The sequence below is a fragment of the Marilutibacter aestuarii genome (assembly GCF_006546775.1).
Taxonomy (GTDB): domain Bacteria; phylum Pseudomonadota; class Gammaproteobacteria; order Xanthomonadales; family Xanthomonadaceae; genus Marilutibacter; species Marilutibacter aestuarii.
Genome location: NZ_VICE01000052.1, coordinates 20,426 through 36,987, shown reverse-complemented (window position 1 = coordinate 36,987; position 16,562 = coordinate 20,426). Strand labels below are relative to the sequence as shown.

The 16,562-nt window shown below is 70.1% G+C and carries 13 protein-coding genes; 7 read left to right on the top strand and 6 right to left on the bottom strand.

Going from position 1 to position 16,562, the window contains the following annotated elements:
- Positions 1 to 417: 417 nt before the first annotated feature.
- The gene (locus FKV25_RS05470) at positions 418 to 606 is read left to right on the top strand and encodes a cupin domain-containing protein (RefSeq protein WP_141517790.1); all 189 of its coding nucleotides are present in this window, start codon (positions 418 to 420) and stop codon (positions 604 to 606) included.
- 91 nt (positions 607 to 697) lie between these two features.
- Here FKV25_RS05470 and FKV25_RS05465 read toward each other — a convergent pair whose 3' ends face one another.
- Positions 698 to 3,610, bottom strand: a complete 2,913-nt coding sequence (locus FKV25_RS05465) for a TonB-dependent receptor plug domain-containing protein (protein WP_141517789.1) — start codon at positions 3,608 to 3,610, stop codon at positions 698 to 700.
- Positions 3,611 to 3,818: 208 nt separating this feature from the next.
- Between FKV25_RS05465 and FKV25_RS16575 the strand changes: the two genes are divergently transcribed.
- Entirely contained in the window at positions 3,819 to 4,319 is a 501-nt protein-coding gene (locus FKV25_RS16575; protein ID WP_281286210.1) for a DUF805 domain-containing protein, read from the top strand.
- Between the two features lie 217 nt (positions 4,320 to 4,536).
- Complete coding sequence (locus FKV25_RS05455) at positions 4,537 to 4,995, top strand: BLUF domain-containing protein (RefSeq protein WP_141517787.1); 459 nt, start codon at positions 4,537 to 4,539, stop codon at positions 4,993 to 4,995.
- An 18-nt stretch (positions 4,996 to 5,013) separates the two neighbouring features.
- Here FKV25_RS05455 and FKV25_RS05450 read toward each other — a convergent pair whose 3' ends face one another.
- A complete protein-coding gene (locus tag FKV25_RS05450; protein WP_246071944.1) occupies positions 5,014 to 5,823 on the bottom strand; it encodes a sulfite exporter TauE/SafE family protein in 810 nt (269 codons plus the stop codon).
- 263 nt (positions 5,824 to 6,086) lie between these two features.
- Between FKV25_RS05450 and FKV25_RS05445 the strand changes: the two genes are divergently transcribed.
- From FKV25_RS05445 to FKV25_RS05435, 3 genes are read left to right on the top strand one after another with little or no spacing between them, the layout of a single operon-like run.
- Positions 6,087 to 8,042, top strand: coding sequence for a lytic transglycosylase domain-containing protein (locus tag FKV25_RS05445; protein ID WP_141517793.1), 1,956 nt, complete (start codon positions 6,087 to 6,089; stop codon positions 8,040 to 8,042).
- Positions 8,042 to 8,977 carry a complex I NDUFA9 subunit family protein gene (locus FKV25_RS05440; RefSeq protein WP_141517786.1) on the top strand — a complete coding sequence of 312 codons (936 nt, stop codon included), beginning with the start codon at positions 8,042 to 8,044 and terminating at the stop codon, positions 8,975 to 8,977. The genes FKV25_RS05445 and FKV25_RS05440 overlap by 1 nt, the downstream gene beginning before the upstream one ends.
- Before the next feature lie 10 nt (positions 8,978 to 8,987).
- Positions 8,988 to 10,211: a multifunctional CCA addition/repair protein gene (locus tag FKV25_RS05435; RefSeq protein WP_141517785.1), complete on the top strand. Its 1,224-nt coding sequence runs from the start codon at positions 8,988 to 8,990 to the stop codon at positions 10,209 to 10,211.
- Between the two features lie 145 nt (positions 10,212 to 10,356).
- On the opposite strand, the gene FKV25_RS05430 is transcribed toward FKV25_RS05435, so the two are convergent.
- The 3 genes from FKV25_RS05430 to FKV25_RS05420 all read right to left on the bottom strand — a co-directional run bounded on the left by FKV25_RS05430 (position 10,357) and on the right by FKV25_RS05420 (position 14,617).
- Positions 10,357 to 12,846 (bottom strand): TonB-dependent receptor plug domain-containing protein, encoded by a 2,490-nt coding sequence (locus tag FKV25_RS05430; RefSeq protein ID WP_141517784.1) that lies wholly within the window; start codon positions 12,844 to 12,846, stop codon positions 10,357 to 10,359.
- Between the two features lie 141 nt (positions 12,847 to 12,987).
- Complete coding sequence (locus tag FKV25_RS05425) at positions 12,988 to 13,419, bottom strand: VanZ family protein (RefSeq protein ID WP_141517783.1); 432 nt, start codon at positions 13,417 to 13,419, stop codon at positions 12,988 to 12,990.
- Between the two features lie 10 nt (positions 13,420 to 13,429).
- Complete coding sequence (locus FKV25_RS05420; protein WP_141517782.1) at positions 13,430 to 14,617, bottom strand: class I SAM-dependent methyltransferase; 1,188 nt, start codon at positions 14,615 to 14,617, stop codon at positions 13,430 to 13,432.
- A 101-nt stretch (positions 14,618 to 14,718) separates the two neighbouring features.
- Here FKV25_RS05420 and FKV25_RS05415 point away from each other — a divergent pair, with 101 nt between their 5' ends.
- The gene (locus tag FKV25_RS05415; protein ID WP_141517781.1) at positions 14,719 to 15,471 is read left to right on the top strand and encodes a pteridine reductase; all 753 of its coding nucleotides are present in this window, start codon (positions 14,719 to 14,721) and stop codon (positions 15,469 to 15,471) included.
- Positions 15,472 to 15,474: 3 nt separating this feature from the next.
- Here FKV25_RS05415 and fmt read toward each other — a convergent pair whose 3' ends face one another.
- Positions 15,475 to 16,398 (bottom strand): methionyl-tRNA formyltransferase, encoded by a 924-nt coding sequence (gene fmt / locus FKV25_RS05410; RefSeq protein ID WP_141517780.1) that lies wholly within the window; start codon positions 16,396 to 16,398, stop codon positions 15,475 to 15,477.
- Positions 16,399 to 16,562 lie beyond the last annotated feature (164 nt).

Here is a 16,562-nt window from a genome sequence, read left to right as displayed (position 1 = left end):
ATCTTGATCTTGATCTTGATCTTGATCTTGATCTTGATCTTGATCTTGATCTTGATCTTGATCTTGATCTTGATCTTGATCTTGATCTTCGCGACGTTGAGGCCGCCGAGCACCGCAGGCCATGGCGGCCGGAGAGGCGCCCTTGTCTGAGCGCAGCGAGTTTGGGCGCCGTGCCGCCATGGCCGAGGCGCACAGGGGACCGGTGCGGCGAAGCCGGACCGGCGGCCGATGGAGCCCGCGGTTCTGGTTCCTTTTGCCAAGACAAAAGGGACCCGCCCGAAGGGCGGAAGCCGTTGACCTTTCCGTGGGTTCCGATCGAGCACCGTAGGATGGGTTGCGCGAAGCAAAATCCATCGGCCCTCGCGGCCGGCCGCGGCGACGGTGGGTATCGCCTTCGGCTCGCCCCCCCCTACGGACATGATCAAAGACCCCAGGTGCGCTTCGCTCACCTGGGCTACGTGGCTGACGCTCGACGGCTCCAGCCGCGAGGTCGGCCCGGGCGATGCGGTGCTGACCCGCGACGGCAGCACGCATGCCCTGTACCAGCGCGGCGACGAGGACCTGGTGATCTTCATCGTGTACCGCAAGCGCGGTGCCGCACCCTGACGAGGCGCCCGGCGTCGCCCATCGCGGCGGCTGCAAACGAGAACGGCCGGGGCGAACCCCGGCCGTTCTGCGTTGCGATCGCTCCGGGCGACTAGAAGCGGTAGTCCGCCCTGACGTACCAGAACGAACCGGGCAGGTCGTAGGTACCGGCGTCGTAACCGTTCAACGAGCAGGTCAGGCAGACCGGCGGTTCCTTGTCGAACACGTTGTTCACGCCCAGCGAGAACTTCAGGCCTTCCAGCGCGAACGCATCGCTCCAGTTGACCTGCATGTCGTGGAACGTGGTCGAGCCGAGGGTGTTCTTCTCGACGCCGCCCATGCAGCCCGGGGCCTCCGGCACCGGCACGTTGGAGCAGTACTCGTCCACCGCGCTGATGTAGCGGCTGGTCCAGTTGACCGACCAGTCGCCCAGGCTCCAGCCCAGGCTCACGTTGGTCTGCCAGTCCGGGATCGCGCTGTCGTTGACCTCGATGCCGACCTCGCGCTGCGACTCGTTGCCGTCGATGTCCACGGCGCGGTAGTCGAACACGGTGGTGGCCTGCAGCCCCGCGGTCAGGCGGCCCCAGCCCCACTCGGGGCTGGCCCAGTTGACCTTGACGTCGAGGCCGTCGGTCTCGATGGTGCCCAGGTTGTCGAGGAAGTTCTCGGGCGGGTTGAGGTTACCGCTGGCCTGGCGCGTGAACGGTGCGCAGCTCGGCGACGAGGCGGCGGTGCCGCCCGCACGCAGGCAGGCCTCGAGCAGGGCCTGCAGGTCACGCGCCTGGATGGCGCCGTCGATCTCGTGGTTGTAGTAGCTCAACTCGAAATCCATCCGCTCCGACCAGCTCATGCCCTCGGCCCAGGACGGTGCGTAGACCACGCCGAAGGTGTAGCTGTCGGACTCCTCGGGCTGCAGGTTCGGGTTGCCGCCGGTGAAGGTGGTGATCTGCGTGTTGGCCTGTTCGAAGTTCGGACCCGCACCCTGCGCCAGGCAGCCGGCGGCGAAGTCCGGCGACGCCGGGCCGGGGCTGCCGGTGGAACCGCAGGGATCGACCAGCGTGGCGCCGAACTGGGTCAGGCCGTAGAGCTCGCCCAGGTTGGGGGCGCGGAAGCCCTCGGAGTAGGTGCCGCGCAGCACCAGGTCCTCGACCGGCTGCCAGCGGAAGCCCAGCTTGCCGGTGGTCGCGCCACCGAAGGTCGAGTAGTCGGAGTAGCGCAGGGCGGCACTGACGTCGAGGGTCGACAGCAACGGGAAGTTGCCCTCGGCGTAGACCTCGCTGACGTCGTAGTCCTCCGACACGGCGGCCGCGAAGGAGTCCTGCGACTCACCGGACTGGCGCAGCGGATCGGGGTTGAAGTCGCCCTGGTACTTGCGGTGTTCGACGCCCGCGGCGAAGCCGGCGTAACGGTCGCCGATCGCGAACAGATCGCCGGTGATGTTCGCCGACAGGATGTCCAGGGTCTGCTTGCTGGAGTCGATCTGGGTGGTGCGGATGTAGTCGATCATCTCCTGCGTCATCGGACGGCCCTGGCCGCCGAACAGATCGAGCGGCACGCAGCCGGGCACCTGCGCGCAGACGGCCGGATCGCCGAGCGCGAGCTTGAGCTTGGCGACGTTGTAGCCGTTGGTGAAGCGCTGCTCGGCCTTGTTCTCCGAGTGCACCGCATTCACGTCCCAGCTGTAGCCGTTGCCCACGTTCCAGATGCCGTCCAGGCCGATGTTGATGTAGCTGGTGTCGACGTCCTGGGAGAAGATGCGCGGGCCGACCTCGACCGGGCGACGGGTGACCCAGCCGAAGTTGCTGGCCGGGTCGAGGGTGATCCCGAACGGGTTGTACGGGTTGTCCTCGTGGATGACGATCGTGTCGGCGATGCCGCCGGTGCCGGCGAACGGACCCACGAAGATCGGCTCGGGCGCGGCCTGGTTGGTCGAGGTGCGGTTGTTGTACAGCGCCTTGGCGTGCAGGCGGACGTTCTCGCTCAGGTCGTAGTTGACGCTGGCGAAGATCGACTTGCGCTTGCTGGGCGTCAGCAGCAGGTTGTACGGCGCGAAGTTGAAGCGGTCCGCGCCGGTGAAGCCGTGGTAGGTGCCGGCATCGGGATCGGCCGGGTTCCAGACCGGGGTGGTGGTGCCGTCGTCGAGGGTGACGTCGTACCAGAAGTCGCCGGCCGGGTCGCAGAAGCCCAGGCTGCCGGCCGGGCGCGAGGGGTCGCAGAAGGTGTAGCGGCCCTGCGGGGTGCCCGAGCTGCCGCCGCGCACGCCGGTGCCCGGGGTCGGATAGGAGGACTGCTCCCACTCGCCCGAACCGATCGACTTCTGCTCGTAGTAGCTAGCCGCGAACACGGCATTGAACTTCTCGCCGCCGCCACCGATCGTCACCGAGGCCTCGGTGGTCTCGCCGCCGCGCGAGTACTCGCCGTAATAGCCGTTGAGCTGCACGCCCTCGAAATTGCGACGGGTGATCACGTTGACCACGCCGGCGATCGCGTCGGAACCGTAGATCGAGGACGCGCCGTCCTCGAGCACTTCGATGCGCTCGACGATGGCGAGCGGGATGGTGTTGACGTCGGCGCTGCCGGACACGCCGGACGCGGACGACTCGTTGACCCAGCGGATGCCGTCCACGAGGACCAGCACGCGCTTGGATCCCAGGTGGCGCAGGTCGACCTGGGCCGAACCGGCGCCGATGCCGCCGCCATCCGGCGGATAGCCGAAGTTGCCCGAGGAGTTGAACTTGGCGTTGAGCGCCTGGCCGCTCGAGGTCAGCTGCTGCAGCACCTCGCCCACGGTCTGCACGCCGGTCTCGTCGAGCTTCTGCCGGTCGAGCACGAACACCGGCTGTGCGGTGACGGCATTGGTCTGCTTGATGCGGGTACCGGTCACGGTGACCGCGTCGAGGGTCCGCGTCGGGTCGGTGGTATCGGGGGCCGCGTCCTGGGCGGCGGCCATCAGCGGCATCGCGACCAGTGAGGCCATCAAGGACGCGCGTATCGCGCGCGTAAGGGTCTTGCGTTGCACGTTCATGTTGCTCTCTCTCCCTAGATCAATGGCTGACAAAAAATGACGAACCAACACACCCCTATCCCCTGTCCATGTCCTTGGGGTGCTGAGGGTTTGTAAACTTTTTGTGAATCCACCACAACTGCCGGGAGGCATTGCCCCGTCTGGCGCGTTGGCACGAAAAGCCGCGCCAAGCCATTGAAAGGAATGGCGTTCATCGTCAATCGATGCCGTGCCATCGTCGCCAGACGGGAGTCAAACTGAACGCGCGTTCAGGCACCGGCGCCGGGAGTGGCGTCGCACCGTACCGGGCGATCCCGTAACGCCGCCGGGATTTTCGGCCAAGCGCGGGTCCACATGGGGCAACTTGAACTGGTACCTGCACGCACTGAAGGAGTGCACGGAACCCTCGGGGCATTCGCGCCGCAAGGAACACTGGATGTTCGTGCTGTTCAACATCCTGTTCGCCATCGCCTTGGCCTTCGTCGACGGCCTGCTGGGCTTCACCACGCAGAGCGGTGGCGGCTACCCCGGACGGGTCTACAGTCTGGCGGTGCTGGTGACCGGCATTGCCGCAGGGGTTCGCCGACTGCACGACACGGGCCGCAGCGGCTGCTGGCTGCTCATCGGACTGATCCCCTTGCCCGGTGCGATCGTCTTGATCGTGTTCTTCGTGCTGGAGAGCGAGGCAGGCAAAAAAGGCCTACGGACCAACCCCAGGCAGCTTGCCTGAAGCGGGACGGGTGGGCGCGCCACAACGCGCCTGCCCCTTGCCGGCCGACCCCGTGGCCGACTGGAAGCCGGGAGGCCATGCTGCAACGCGCGCAGGCGTTTGACCCGTCCGCGCGACGGGCGCATGATCGTTGCGGAGCGTGCGGGCCGGGAACCCGGGCGCCCGAATCGCCCTGGGGGGGGAGGCGAGCCATCGGTAACGTCCGAGGGGAGCCGCCATGAGTGACCTGATTGCGATCGCCTATACCAGCACGGTCTGCCGTGGCCTGCCGCCCTGGGCGATGGACGCCCTGCTGATGGATGCGCGCCGCTTCAATGACGACGTCGGGGTATCCGGGGTACTGTTCCACCACCGGGGCGCGTTCTTCCAGTATTTCGAAGGGCCCGCCAAGAGCGTCGACGCGGTATATGGACGCATCCGCGCGGCGCGCAGCCACGACAACATCCGCGAACTGCTGCGGCAGAGCATCTCGCGCCGGCAGTTCTCCACCTGGACCATGGCCTTCTGCGAGACCCCGCGCAGCGTCGCCCAAGCCGACGCACATGCGGCCTGGCTGGAGGAAATGCCGGTGACCCGCGACACCGTCGAATGCCCGGAAAGCCTGTCGCTGATCCTCTACTACTGGAACAAGTGGCAGGCCGATACTCCGCCGCGCCGCGCCGCCACGTTCAACTGAGCCGGTCACCCGGGTCGCTCAGGCCCCCAGCAGCAGGCTGGCGCCGACCAGCAGGAGGAAACCCGCGAACACGCGCTTCAGGGTCTCGCCCGACAAGTGGTGGGCCAGTCGCGTGCCCAGCGGCGCTGCGAATACCGAGGCCGCCGCCACGCCAGCCGCCGCCGGCAGGTAGACATAGCCGACCGCGTGGGCCGGCAACGCCCCGTCCGGCGCATGCATCGCATATCCCAGCGCGCTGGCCAGGCCGATGGCGACGCCACAGGCGGAGGACGTGCCCACCGCGCGTACCGGTGCCGAACCCAGCGCGACCAGCAAGGGCACGGTCATGCTGCCCCCACCGATGCCGATGACCGCCGACAGGGCGCCGATGCCGCTGCCGGCCAAGCTCATGCCGATGCCGCGCGGAGGCGCCGCATCGCGGTCGTTCGCGCGGCGCCGCCCAGTCAGCATCTGCGCGGCCGCGACCACGCAATAGCCGGCCACCAGGTAGCGCAGGACGGCATCGTCGATCCTCACCGCCAGGCCACTGCCGAGCCACCCGCCCAGCAGCAGGCCCGGGACCATCCAGGCCACCGTCGCCCACATCACGCTGCCGCGCCTGTGATGCGCGCGCGCCGACGCGGCCGCGGTCAGCACGATGCTGGCGAGCGAACTGGCCAGGGCCGCGTGCATGGCCGCCTCCTGCGGGATCCCCATCAAGGGCAGCAGCCAGGCGAGCGCGGCCACCAGCACCAGCCCCCCACCCACGCCGAGCAGGCCCGCGAGCACGCCGGCAATGGCGCCCAGCAGCAGGAACAACAGCATGGACACGGGCAGGGAGAGCAACATGGTCGGCACCGGGATCGGGTCGCGTGAAGGGTACGGGAAGGCGCCAGCGCCCGCACCGTCGAAGGACCCGTGGCGGCGCGACGTGACCCATGTCCGCACACGGCGTGATGGCCATGGCGCGCACGCGCGCATCGTCAAAGGCTTCATATCCGCTCGGCTATAGTCAGCGCATGAGCGTCCCCCTCCCCCGACTCGCCGTTCTCGCGCTTGCCCTGGCCGCCCTCGCGGCCGCCGGCTGCGCCCAATCCTCACCCGCACCGGCGATGCTCGCCGCGTCGGCCAGCCCGGCCGCGCGCGCGTCGTCGATGCAGCCGCTCGCCGATCCGCGCCTGCCGCGCGTGGGCGACGCGATCGACGCCGCGCGTGCCGGCCGTTTCGACGCCAGCGCCTACGGCGACCTGGCCGACCACCCCCTCTACCCCTGGATCGAGTACGCCAGCCTGGCGCGGGACCTGGACACCCTGCCGCGCGATCGCGCCGAAGCCTTCCTGGCACGCCACGACGGCAGCCCGGTGGGCGATACCTTCCGCAAGGCCTGGCTGGCCCAGGCCGCCCGGCGAGAGGACTGGTCCGCGTTCAACGCTGCCTGGCGCGACGGCACCGACGGCACTGCGCTGGCCTGCCAGCGGCTGCAGGCCGAGCAGGCCACCGGTCAGCCAGGGGCGGACTGGAATGCGCGCGCGCAGGCGATCTGGATCCGCAGCGGCGAGTCACTGCCGGACGCCTGCGACCCGCCGTTCGCGACGCTCGCCGCGCGCGGCGGCCTGACGCCCGAGCTGCGCTGGCAGCGCTTCGACCTCGCCGCCGAGGCCTGGCAACCGGGCGTCATGCGCAGCATCGCCCGCGGCCTGCCCGCGGACCAGCAGGCGCTGGCCAACGATTACGCCGCTTTCCTCGACGCGCCGCACGCGCGCGCGCTGGCCTGGCCGAAGACCGCGCGCAGCCGGCTCGTCGCCTCCCAGGGCCTGGCCCGCCTCGGCAAGGCCGATCCCGACGCCGCCGAGGCCCAGCTGCCGCAATACGCGCGCGCCCTGGATTTCAGCGAAGCCGATCGCGGGCGCGTGCTGTACCAGGTCGCGCTGTGGACGGTGGCGTCCTACCTGCCCGACTCGGCGCGTCGACTGGCCGCCGTGCCGGCCGCCAGCTACGACCCGCGCCTGCATGAGTGGCGCGTGCGCGAAGCGATGTCGCGTTCGGACTGGCCGGCGGCGCTCGCGGCGATCCACAAGATGGGCGACGCGCAGCGCGGCGAATCGCGCTGGCAGTACTTCGAGGCGCGGCTGGCGGAGAAGGCCGGGGATGCCGCCACCGCGAAGCGCCTGTACGGCCTCGCCGCGGGCAACAGTGACTTCCATGGCTTCCTGGCCGCCGACCGCCTGCGGCAGCCCTACACGCTGTGCCCGTGGCAGCCGGACGCCCCGGCCGCGACCGTCGCCCGGGTGACCGGTGATGCCGCCCTCCGGCGCGCGGTGTCGCTGGCGCGACTCGGACAACCGGGCTGGGCCGCGGCCGAATGGAAGGACGCGCGCGCGCGCTTCAGCGACGCCGAGCGCCTGGTGGCGGTGGAGTATGCCCTGGCCAATGGCTGGTTCGACCGCGCCGTGTTCGGCCTGGACCTCGAGAACGAGGACGAGCGACGCCTCTACGACCTGCGCTTCCCGCTGCACCACGACGCCACGTTGCGCCGCGAGGCGGCGAAGAACCGCCTTGACCCGGCCTGGGTCGCCGCCGAGATCCGTGCCGAGAGCACCTTCAACCCGCGCGCGCGCTCGCCCGCGAATGCCCTGGGCCTGATGCAGATCCTGCCGGGCACCGGGGCGAGCGTCGCCGCGCGCCTGGGGCTGCCCTGGGGCGGCGCGGAGAGCCTCTACGACCCCGACACCAACATCATCCTCGGCAGCGCCTACCTGCGGCAGATGATGGACGAGAACGGCGGGCAACCCTATTTCGCCATCGCCGGCTACAACGCCGGCCCCACGCCGCTGCTGCGCTGGCGCACCCAGCGCCCCGGCATGGACCCGGACTTCTGGATCGAAACGGTGAGCTACAAGGAAACGCGCGAATACGTCGCCCGCGTGCTGGCCTTCAGCGTGATCTACGACTGGAAGCTGGACGGCGACGCGCTGACCCTCGGCGATCGCATCCGCGGCCGCGTGGACGGCCCGCGCAAAGGCTTCGTGTGCGACGCCGGCGCGCACGCCGCGGCGGAGGCCGGCTGATGGCCGCCACGCCTGCGACCCACGTCGTCGTCCTCGGCGGCACCGGCTTCGTCGGCCGTCCGCTGGTCCGGCGCCTGCTCGACGACGGCGCCCGCGTCACCGTGCTCAGCCGCGGCCCCGGCACGGCACCCGCGGAGTACCGGGCCCGGCGCGCACGGCTCACCCGCGACGCCAGCCTGCTGGAAGGCGACGTGCACGACGTGGATTTCCTGCGTGCGGTGCTCGACGATGCCGACGCCGTCGTCAACCTCGTCGGCATCCTCAACGAAAAGGGCGACAGCGGCGAAGGCTTCGAGCGCGTGTTCACCGCCTTGACGCGCTCGCTGCTCAGCGCGATGCACGACAACGGCGTGCGTCGACTGTTGCAGATGAGCGCGCTGCACGCCGGCAAGGGCGAAAGCCATTACCTGCAGGCGCGCGGCCACGCCGAACGCGAGGTGCGTGCTTCGCGGCTGGACTGGACCCTGTTCCAGCCCTCGGTGATCGCCGGTCCGGGCGATGGCCTGTTCTGCCGCTTCGATGGCCTGCTGCGCTTCGCCCCCGTGCTGCCGGTCGGGCGGGCGGACGCGAAGTTCCAGCCGGTGTGGATCGGCGATGTCGTCGAAGCCTTCGCGCGTGCGCTCGGCAATCCGGCCAGCATCCACCAGACCTACCCCCTGGTCGGGCCCGATGTGCTCGACCTGGCCGACATCATCCGCCTCACTGCCCGCGCGCGCGGACGCCATCGCCTGATCCTGCCCCTGCCGGACGCACTCGGGCGCCTGCAGGCCAACGTCGGCGAGTTCCTGCCCGGCAAGCCCATCAGCCGCGACAACTGGCGTTCGCTGCAACTGGACTCGGTCAGCATCGAGGACGGACTGGCGCGGCTGGGCATCACCGCGACGCCGGTGGTCGAACGCGTGCCCGCCATCCTCGGCCTCGACGAGGCCGGGTGAGCACGGCGCGATGAGCACGACCTACCTCGTTGGCGGCGCGGTACGCGACCGCCTGCTCGGGCTGCCGCCCGGCGACCGCGACTGGGTGGTGGTCGGCAGCACGCCCGAGGCGATGCTGGCACGCGGCTTCCGCCAGGTCGGCCGCGACTTCCCGGTGTTCCTGCACCCGGATACCGGCGAGGAACACGCGCTCGCGCGCACGGAGCGCAAGAGCGGGCGCGGCCACGGCGGTTTCGTCGTCCACGCCGAACCGACGGTGACCCTGGAGGACGACCTGGTCCGCCGCGACTTCACCATCAACGCCATTGCCGAGGCCGGGGACGGCCGTCTGGTCGATCCGTTCGGCGGTGAGGCGGATATCCGCGCGCGCGTGCTGCGCCATGTCGGTCCCGCCTTCGAGGAGGATCCGCTGCGCGTGCTGCGCGCGGCGCGATTCATGGCACGCTTCGCCCCCCTGGGCTTCAGCGTCGCCGACGAGACCCGGGCGATGATGCAGCGCATGGTCGCTTCCGGCGAGCTGTCCGAGCTGGTGCCCGAGCGCGTCTGGCAGGAACTGCGCGGCGCCCTGCGTACCGCTGCGCCGTCGGCCTTCCTGCGCACCTTGCGCGACTGCGGTGCGCTCGCGGTGGTGCTGCCCGAGGTCGACGCCCTGTATGGCGTGCCCCAACGGGCCGAATACCACCCCGAGGTCGACACCGGCGTCCACGTCGAACTGGTTTGCGACATGGCCGCGCGACTGGCGCCGGGCAATGACGTGGTCGGCTTCGCCGCGCTGGTCCACGACCTGGGCAAGGCGCTCACGCCCATCGAGCGGCTGCCCGCGCATGTCGGCCATGAACATGCCGGCCTGGCGCCGCTGGCCGCGCTGTGCGAACGCCTGAAAGTGCCCGCGGAGCATCGCCAACTGGCCACCGTCGCCTGTCGCGAACACCTCAACGTGCACCGGTTCGCCGAACTGCGCGCCACCACCGTGCATGACCTGATCGCCCGCTGCGACGGCTTCCGCAACCCGGGCCGCATCGACGCCCTGGCCACGGTGTGCGAGGCCGACAAGCGCGGCCGGACCGGCCTTACGCAGACCCCCTACCCGCAGGCCGCCTGCCTGCGCGACGCGCTCGCGGCGGCCTGCGCCGTGCGTGCGCGCGACGTCGCGGAAGGCCGTTCAGGACCCGAGGTCGGCGAGGCCCTGCGCCGCGCGCGCATCGCCGCGATCGCCGCCACCCGAAGGGATTGAGGTCGAAACTGCATGACCGCCGTGGCGGGCGGGATGACGTCCAGAGGGCCGGGAGAACCGGCCCGCGAGGGTCCACAAATGCCCTTGAAAGTGATGCCGGACGGTCTCCCCACCGCCCGGCATCCCTCCCCCTGCTGTGTCCAGGTCAGAACCTGTAGTTCAGCCGCATGTAATAACTACCGCCATTCATGCCGAACGGCAAGGTCTCCCAGCCGTACTTGAAGCCCAGTTGCGGGAACGGGGCGCCGTCGACCTCGTCCCATTTGTCGGGATAGGTGTCGAAGATGTTGTTGCCGCCCACGGTGAGCGCGAGCGCGTCGGAGAAGGCGTAGCGCACGGCCAGGTCGAACAGGGTCTTGCCGCCCCAGGTCTGCTTGATGCCCGGCGTGAAGCCTTCGCCGGCAACCGAGCCGTAGTAGTTCGCACGGCCGGTCAGCTGCCAGGCATCCTTGCCCCAGATGGCCTGCAGCACGTGGTGCTGGCCCGGCTGCCCTTCCTCGAGCAGGGTCACCTGGGTGTCGTCGAACAGCGCCTCCGGCGAGAGGATCGGCGACTGCGAGCGACGCGCGGTCACTTCGGTCTCGTTGAAGTGCAGCAACGCGGTGACGTTGAGCGTCGAGCCGCCCTGGAACTCGGTGTTGTGGTTGGCGACGATGTCCAGGCCGGTCGTGCGGGTGTCGATGGCGTTGGTGAAGAACAGCACCTGGCCGACACCGATCGGGTCGAGGATCGCGCTGATCGGGCAGTTGGCGTTGTCGGCCGCACAGGGGTTGCCGTCGGTGCCGACCGACTCGGGCTGGATGTTGCTGGAGAAGATGATGCGGTCGTCGATGTCGATGCGGAACAGGTCGACGGTCAGCGAGAAGCGATCGTTCGGGGTGATGACGAAGCCCAGCGAACCGCTGGTCGAGGTCTCCTCCTGCAGGGGCTCGATGCCGAAGGCACGGGTGACGTCGCTGTCCTGGCGCGCGGTGAGGGTGTCGGTCAGCACACCGGCGGCGTTGAGGTTGGTCGAGCGCTGGCCGTAGAACAGCTGCTGCACGCCCGGCGCGCGGAACCCGGTGGAGACCGTGCCGCGCACGGCGAAGGCCTCGGTCGCGTCGAAGCGCGCCGACAGCTTGCCGGTGGTGGTGTTGCCGAAGTCGGAGTAGTCCTCGAAGCGCACGGCGGCGCCCAGCAGGAATCGCTCGCTGAGGTTGGTCTCCGCGTCCAGGTACACCGCCACGTTGTGGCGCCCTTCGTCGACGGCCTCGGTCGGCGAGAAGCCGGGGAAACCCTGCATGCCCGGCTGGGCGATCTCGCCGGTCTGGCCCACGATGTCGATGCTGCGGTCGTTGGTGCGACCGTAGCTGTAGGACACCGGGTCGCCGGCGCGGATCGCGTAGTCCTCGCGGCGGTACTCCAGGCCCGTGCCCAGGTACAGCGGCTCGCCGTTGAAGCCGCCCACGCTGCCGCGGAAGTCGAGGTTGAAGGTGGTCTGGTCGTACTCGAGCTTGCCGGTGTCGGCCTGGGTGGGGGAGTCGGCGTAGATGCCGGCGGACGGATCGGTCGGATCGATCGGCTCGTACCACCACGACACGTTGACCGAATTGCCTTCCTCGAAACCGAAGCGGCTGCGGCCGTGGTTGACCGAGATGTCCCAGTCCCAGGTATTGCCCAGCGGCGCGCGGTAGCCGACCGCGATGGAACCGTCGTCGACCGTGGTCAGGATGTTGGGCAGGAAGCCGTCGGGATACAGGTCCGGCACGGTGCGGTTGTCGCCGGCGCTGCGGAAGAAGCCCGAGGAGTCGCCCTCGCGCCGGGACAGGCCGCCAAAGGCATACATCTCGCCACCGCCGACGGGCAGTGCGCTGTTGAACCACAGGTACTGGTCCTTCGCGTCGGCGTCGCCCAGGCGCTGGGTCACGCGCGGCGGATCGACCCGCAGGCTGTCGGGACCGGCGCGATTGGTCTCGTTGCGGTTGCGGGCCTCGGCCGAGAGGTTGATGAAGCCGCCGTCGGCGCCGAGCTTGAAGCCGGTGTTGACCGAGCCGTGCAGCGTCTCGCCGTCGCCGGCGTAGTACTGCGAGCCCTCGACAACGACGTCGGTATGGTCGGTCTGCTTCTTCAGGATGATGTTGATCACGCCGGAGATCGCGTCCGAGCCGTATTGCGCGGCGGCGCCGTCGCGCAGCACTTCGATGCGCTCGATCGAGGACACCGGGATCGCGTTGATGTCGGTGCCGGCCGAGCCACGCCCGATCGTCTGTTGCACGTTGACCAGCGCCTGCTGGTGGCGGCGCTTGCCGTTGACGAGCACGAGCACCTGGTCGGGGCCCAGCGCGCGCAGCGTGGCCGGGCGCAGGATGTCGGTGCCGTCGGAGACGAACGTGCGCGAGAAGTTGAACGAGGGCTCCAGCATCTGCAGGATCTGGCCCACTTCCATCGCACCGGTGGATTCGATTTCCTCGCGGCCGATGATGTCGACCGGGGCCGCGGTTTCCTCGGCGGTACGCCCGAGCACGCGCGAGCCGGTCACTTCGATGCGGTCGAGGGTGGTGGCGGCGTCATCGGCCTGCTGGGCCTGGGCCGGCGCGACGATGGCGACCAGCGATGCGGCGACGGCGAGCGCGAGCCGGGAAGGACGGGCAATCATGGGCGATTCCTTTCGTTGGGATGGACACGCCCGACCCCCCTGTCAGGCGGCCGTAGATTCACCATTTTTTAACGTCGCTGCAAGTGCCCCTGCCAAGCAGGAGTGACGGCGGTCACGACCCGGCCCGAAAGCCCTGAAAGCTCAGGAGGCGCGACGTCCCGTCCCGCCCGGACCCTCGGCCAGCCACGCCTCCACGACCAGCAAGCCGCGCGCGACAGGCGTGCGGCCCAGCCCCCAGCCAAGGGCCACCCCGAGCGCATTGGCCACGGCATCGGCACCATCGGCCATGCGCGAGGCAGTCATGGCGCCCTGGGCGAACTCGAGGGCGATGCCCAGCGCGACCAGGGCGAGCGCCACCCCGGCATGGGCGCGGCGGGAGGCGAAGATCATGACCGCGCCGGTCGCCATCGCGGCGTAGGCAAGCAGGTGTTCGAGCTTGTCGACGCCATCGAAGGGCATCGGCGGCAGGTCCCGCGCAGGCAGCAGGGACACCACCACCACCGCGGCGACGAACACCAGCCAGGCGCAGAGCCAGGTCCGGGGCCAGCGCAGCGCGCGCAGGGCCGGCGTCATCGGCGGCGACTCACAGCCGGAAGCTCAGGTCGCCGGCGAGGAAGGCCGCACCGAACTCGACGTCCTTCTCGAAGCCCATCACCTGGAAGCGCTCGCCCATCGCGCTGGGCAGGGTGAGCTTCTTTACCTCCTCGGTGCGGCGCAGGCGCTCGCCCTCGTCGGCGATGCGTTCGATGCGCTCCAGCACGCCGGCCATGCCATTGCCCATCAGGAAGCTTGCCTGGGAGCAGTAGCCGGCGAAGTCGAAGCCTGCGCCCACGCCGGCCTCGGCCAGCGCGGTGAAGTCGACCGAAGCGGTGATGTCCTGCAGGCCCGGCCAGCGCAGCGGGTCGGCGTGCATATGCTGCCGGTAGAAGGCGCGCAGGGTGCCGTCGTCGCGTTCGGGCAGGTAGTACTCCGCGCGCGGATAGCCGTAATCGACGAACAGCATCGCCCCGCGCTTCATGCCGCCCGAGACCGCCTGGATCCAGTACGGCAGCTGCGGCAGCAGCTCGGAGCGGTAGCCGTCGGCGAAGCGGCGCTCCAGTCGCTGCTCGAGGTGGCGCACGGCATTGGCCAGGAAGCCGTCGGCCGGCCGGCTGATCCGGGCGAAGCCTTCGCCGTCGATCACGACGTGCTCTTCGTGGACGTCGCCCTCGACGATGCCGAAACGCGGCGTCGGCAGCGCGTCGATCACTTCGTTGGCGAACAGCACGCCCTGCCAGTCGTGGGGAAAGGGGCCGTCGAGCCATTCCACCAGGTCGAACAGCGGAGGCGGCAACCGCTGTTGCAGGCGCTCGCGCTGGCGCGCGCGCAGGTCCGCGCTGGGCTCGAGGATCGCGTAGCGGTCCGGCAGCGCGTCGAGTTCGGTCAGGCGCTTGAGCGCGACCTCGGCGAAGGCACCGGTGCCGCCGCCGAGCTCGAGGAACAGCGCCTCCGGACCGATCTGCTGCAGGACCGGGGCCACCGCCTCGGCCACGCAGGCCGCGAAGACGGGCCCCAGCTCCGGGGCGGTGACGAAATCGCCCCCCTCGCCGAACTTGTCGGCGCCGGCGCTGTAATACCCCAGCCCCGGCGCGTACAGCGCCAGTTCCATGAAGCGCGAGAAGGGGATCGCCGCGCCTTCCGCCGCCTGGATCTCGGCACGCAGGTGCGCGGCCAGGCGGGCGCTGTGGGCCAGCGCGTCGGCATCGGGTTCGGGAAGCGTGGATCGGGTCACGGGCAAGCCTGCGCGCGCGGGACGGCGCGGTGTCAAAACGTCGGGGTTCAGGATAGCCTGACTGGCCCTCGCCGCATTGCGCGCCGCTGAACATGGACCGCATGAGCCGCCACCAACGCCCTGTCGCCCTCGTCACCGGCGCCGCCCGCCGCATCGGCGCGGGCATCGTCCGCTGCCTGCACGCCGCCGGGCACGATATCGCCCTGCACTACCGGGGCTCGGAGTCCGAGGCGCTGGCGCTGCGAGACGAGCTCGACGCGATCCGGCCGGGCAGCGTGCTGGCGTTGCAGGCGGACCTGGCCGACTTCGACCGCCTGCCCGAGCTGGTGGCGCGGACGGTGGGCCACTTCGGCCGCCTCGACGCGCTGGTCAACAACGCCTCGGCGTTCGCGCCCTCGCCCATCGGCACGACCACGCCGGCCCAGTGGGACCTGCTGTTCGCCAGCAACGCGCGCGCGCCGTTCTTCCTGTCCCAGGCAGCGGCACCGCACCTGCGGCGCGCGGGCGGCGCGATCGTCAACCTGGCCGACATCTACGCCGAGCGCCCGCTACACGAGCACACGGTGTACTGCATGGCGAAGGCCGCGCTGCTGGCGATGACGCGCTCGCTGGCACTCGAGCTGGGGCCCGAGGTCCGCGTCAATGCCGTTTCGCCGGGCGCGATCCTCTGGCCCGAGGGCGAGGGCGGCGACAGCTGCACCGACAAGCAGGCCGCGATGCTCGCGCGCACGCCGATGGCGCGGACGGGGACGGCGAAGGAAGTCGCCGAAGCCGTGCGCTGGCTGCTGATGGACGCGACCTACAGCACCGGGCAGGTCATCCACCTCGACGGCGGTCGACTGCTCGCCGGCTGAGGTTCAGGCGCCGGCCTTCAGGTCCTGGCGCGCATTGAGGAAGTCGGCGGCGGTGATCGCCTTGCCGCCTTCGCGCTGCAGCACGCGGATGCGCAGCACGCCCTCGCCACAGGCAACGTCCAGGCCCTCGCGGCCTGCACGCAGGAGCTCGCCGGGGCGCGCGTGGTGCGCCTCGTCGAGCGCGACCACGCCATGCAGGCGCAGGCGCTCTCCGGCCAGTTGCGCTTCGGCCACCGGCCAGGGATTGAACGCGCGCACGGTGTCGGCCAGCACCGCTGCCGGGCGCGACCAGTCCAGTTTCGCCTCGGCCTTGTCGAGCTTGTGCGCGTAGGTCACGCCCGCCTCCGGCTGCGGCGTCGGCACCGGCCGGATGCCTGCGCGCAGCAGGCCCAGGCCGTCGCCCAGGACCTGCGCGCCAAGTTGCGACAGGCGATCGTGGAGTTGCCCGCCGGTCTCGTTGGCACCGATCCCGATCGACTGCGACAGCAGCACCGGCCCGGTATCGAGGCCCTTCTCCATCTTCATCAGGCACACGCCGGTCTCGCGGTCGCCGGCCTGGATGGCGCGCTGGATCGGCGCCGCGCCACGCCAGCGCGGCAGCAGCGACGCATGCACGTTCCAGCAGCCCTCCGCGGGAATGTCGAGCACCGACTGCGGCAGGATCAGGCCGTAGGCCACCACCACCATCAGCTCGGGCTCGAGCGCCCGCAGCTGCGCTTTCGCCTGCGCGCTGCGGAAGTTCTCGGGCTGCATGACCGGGACGCCCAGTTCCTGCGCGACCTGCTTGACCGGCGAGGGCGCCAGCCCCCGCCCGCGCCCGGCGGGCCGGTCGGGTTGGGTGTAGACGGCCACCACCTCGTTGTGCGCGGCCGCCTTGCGCAGGCAGGGCACGGCGAATTCGGGGGTACCGGCGAAGACGATTCTCATGGGCAGCGAGGGGAATGGGGATGGGGGAACGGGGAATCGAAAGGGCATGGCGCAGGGTGCCGTCCCGATTCTCCAGGAGGCCACATCGGCGAGCGAAGGCGTGCCGCCAGCAAAAAATCAATCGACGGAGCGGGTCACCAGGCGACCCGTTCCCGGTTCCCCAC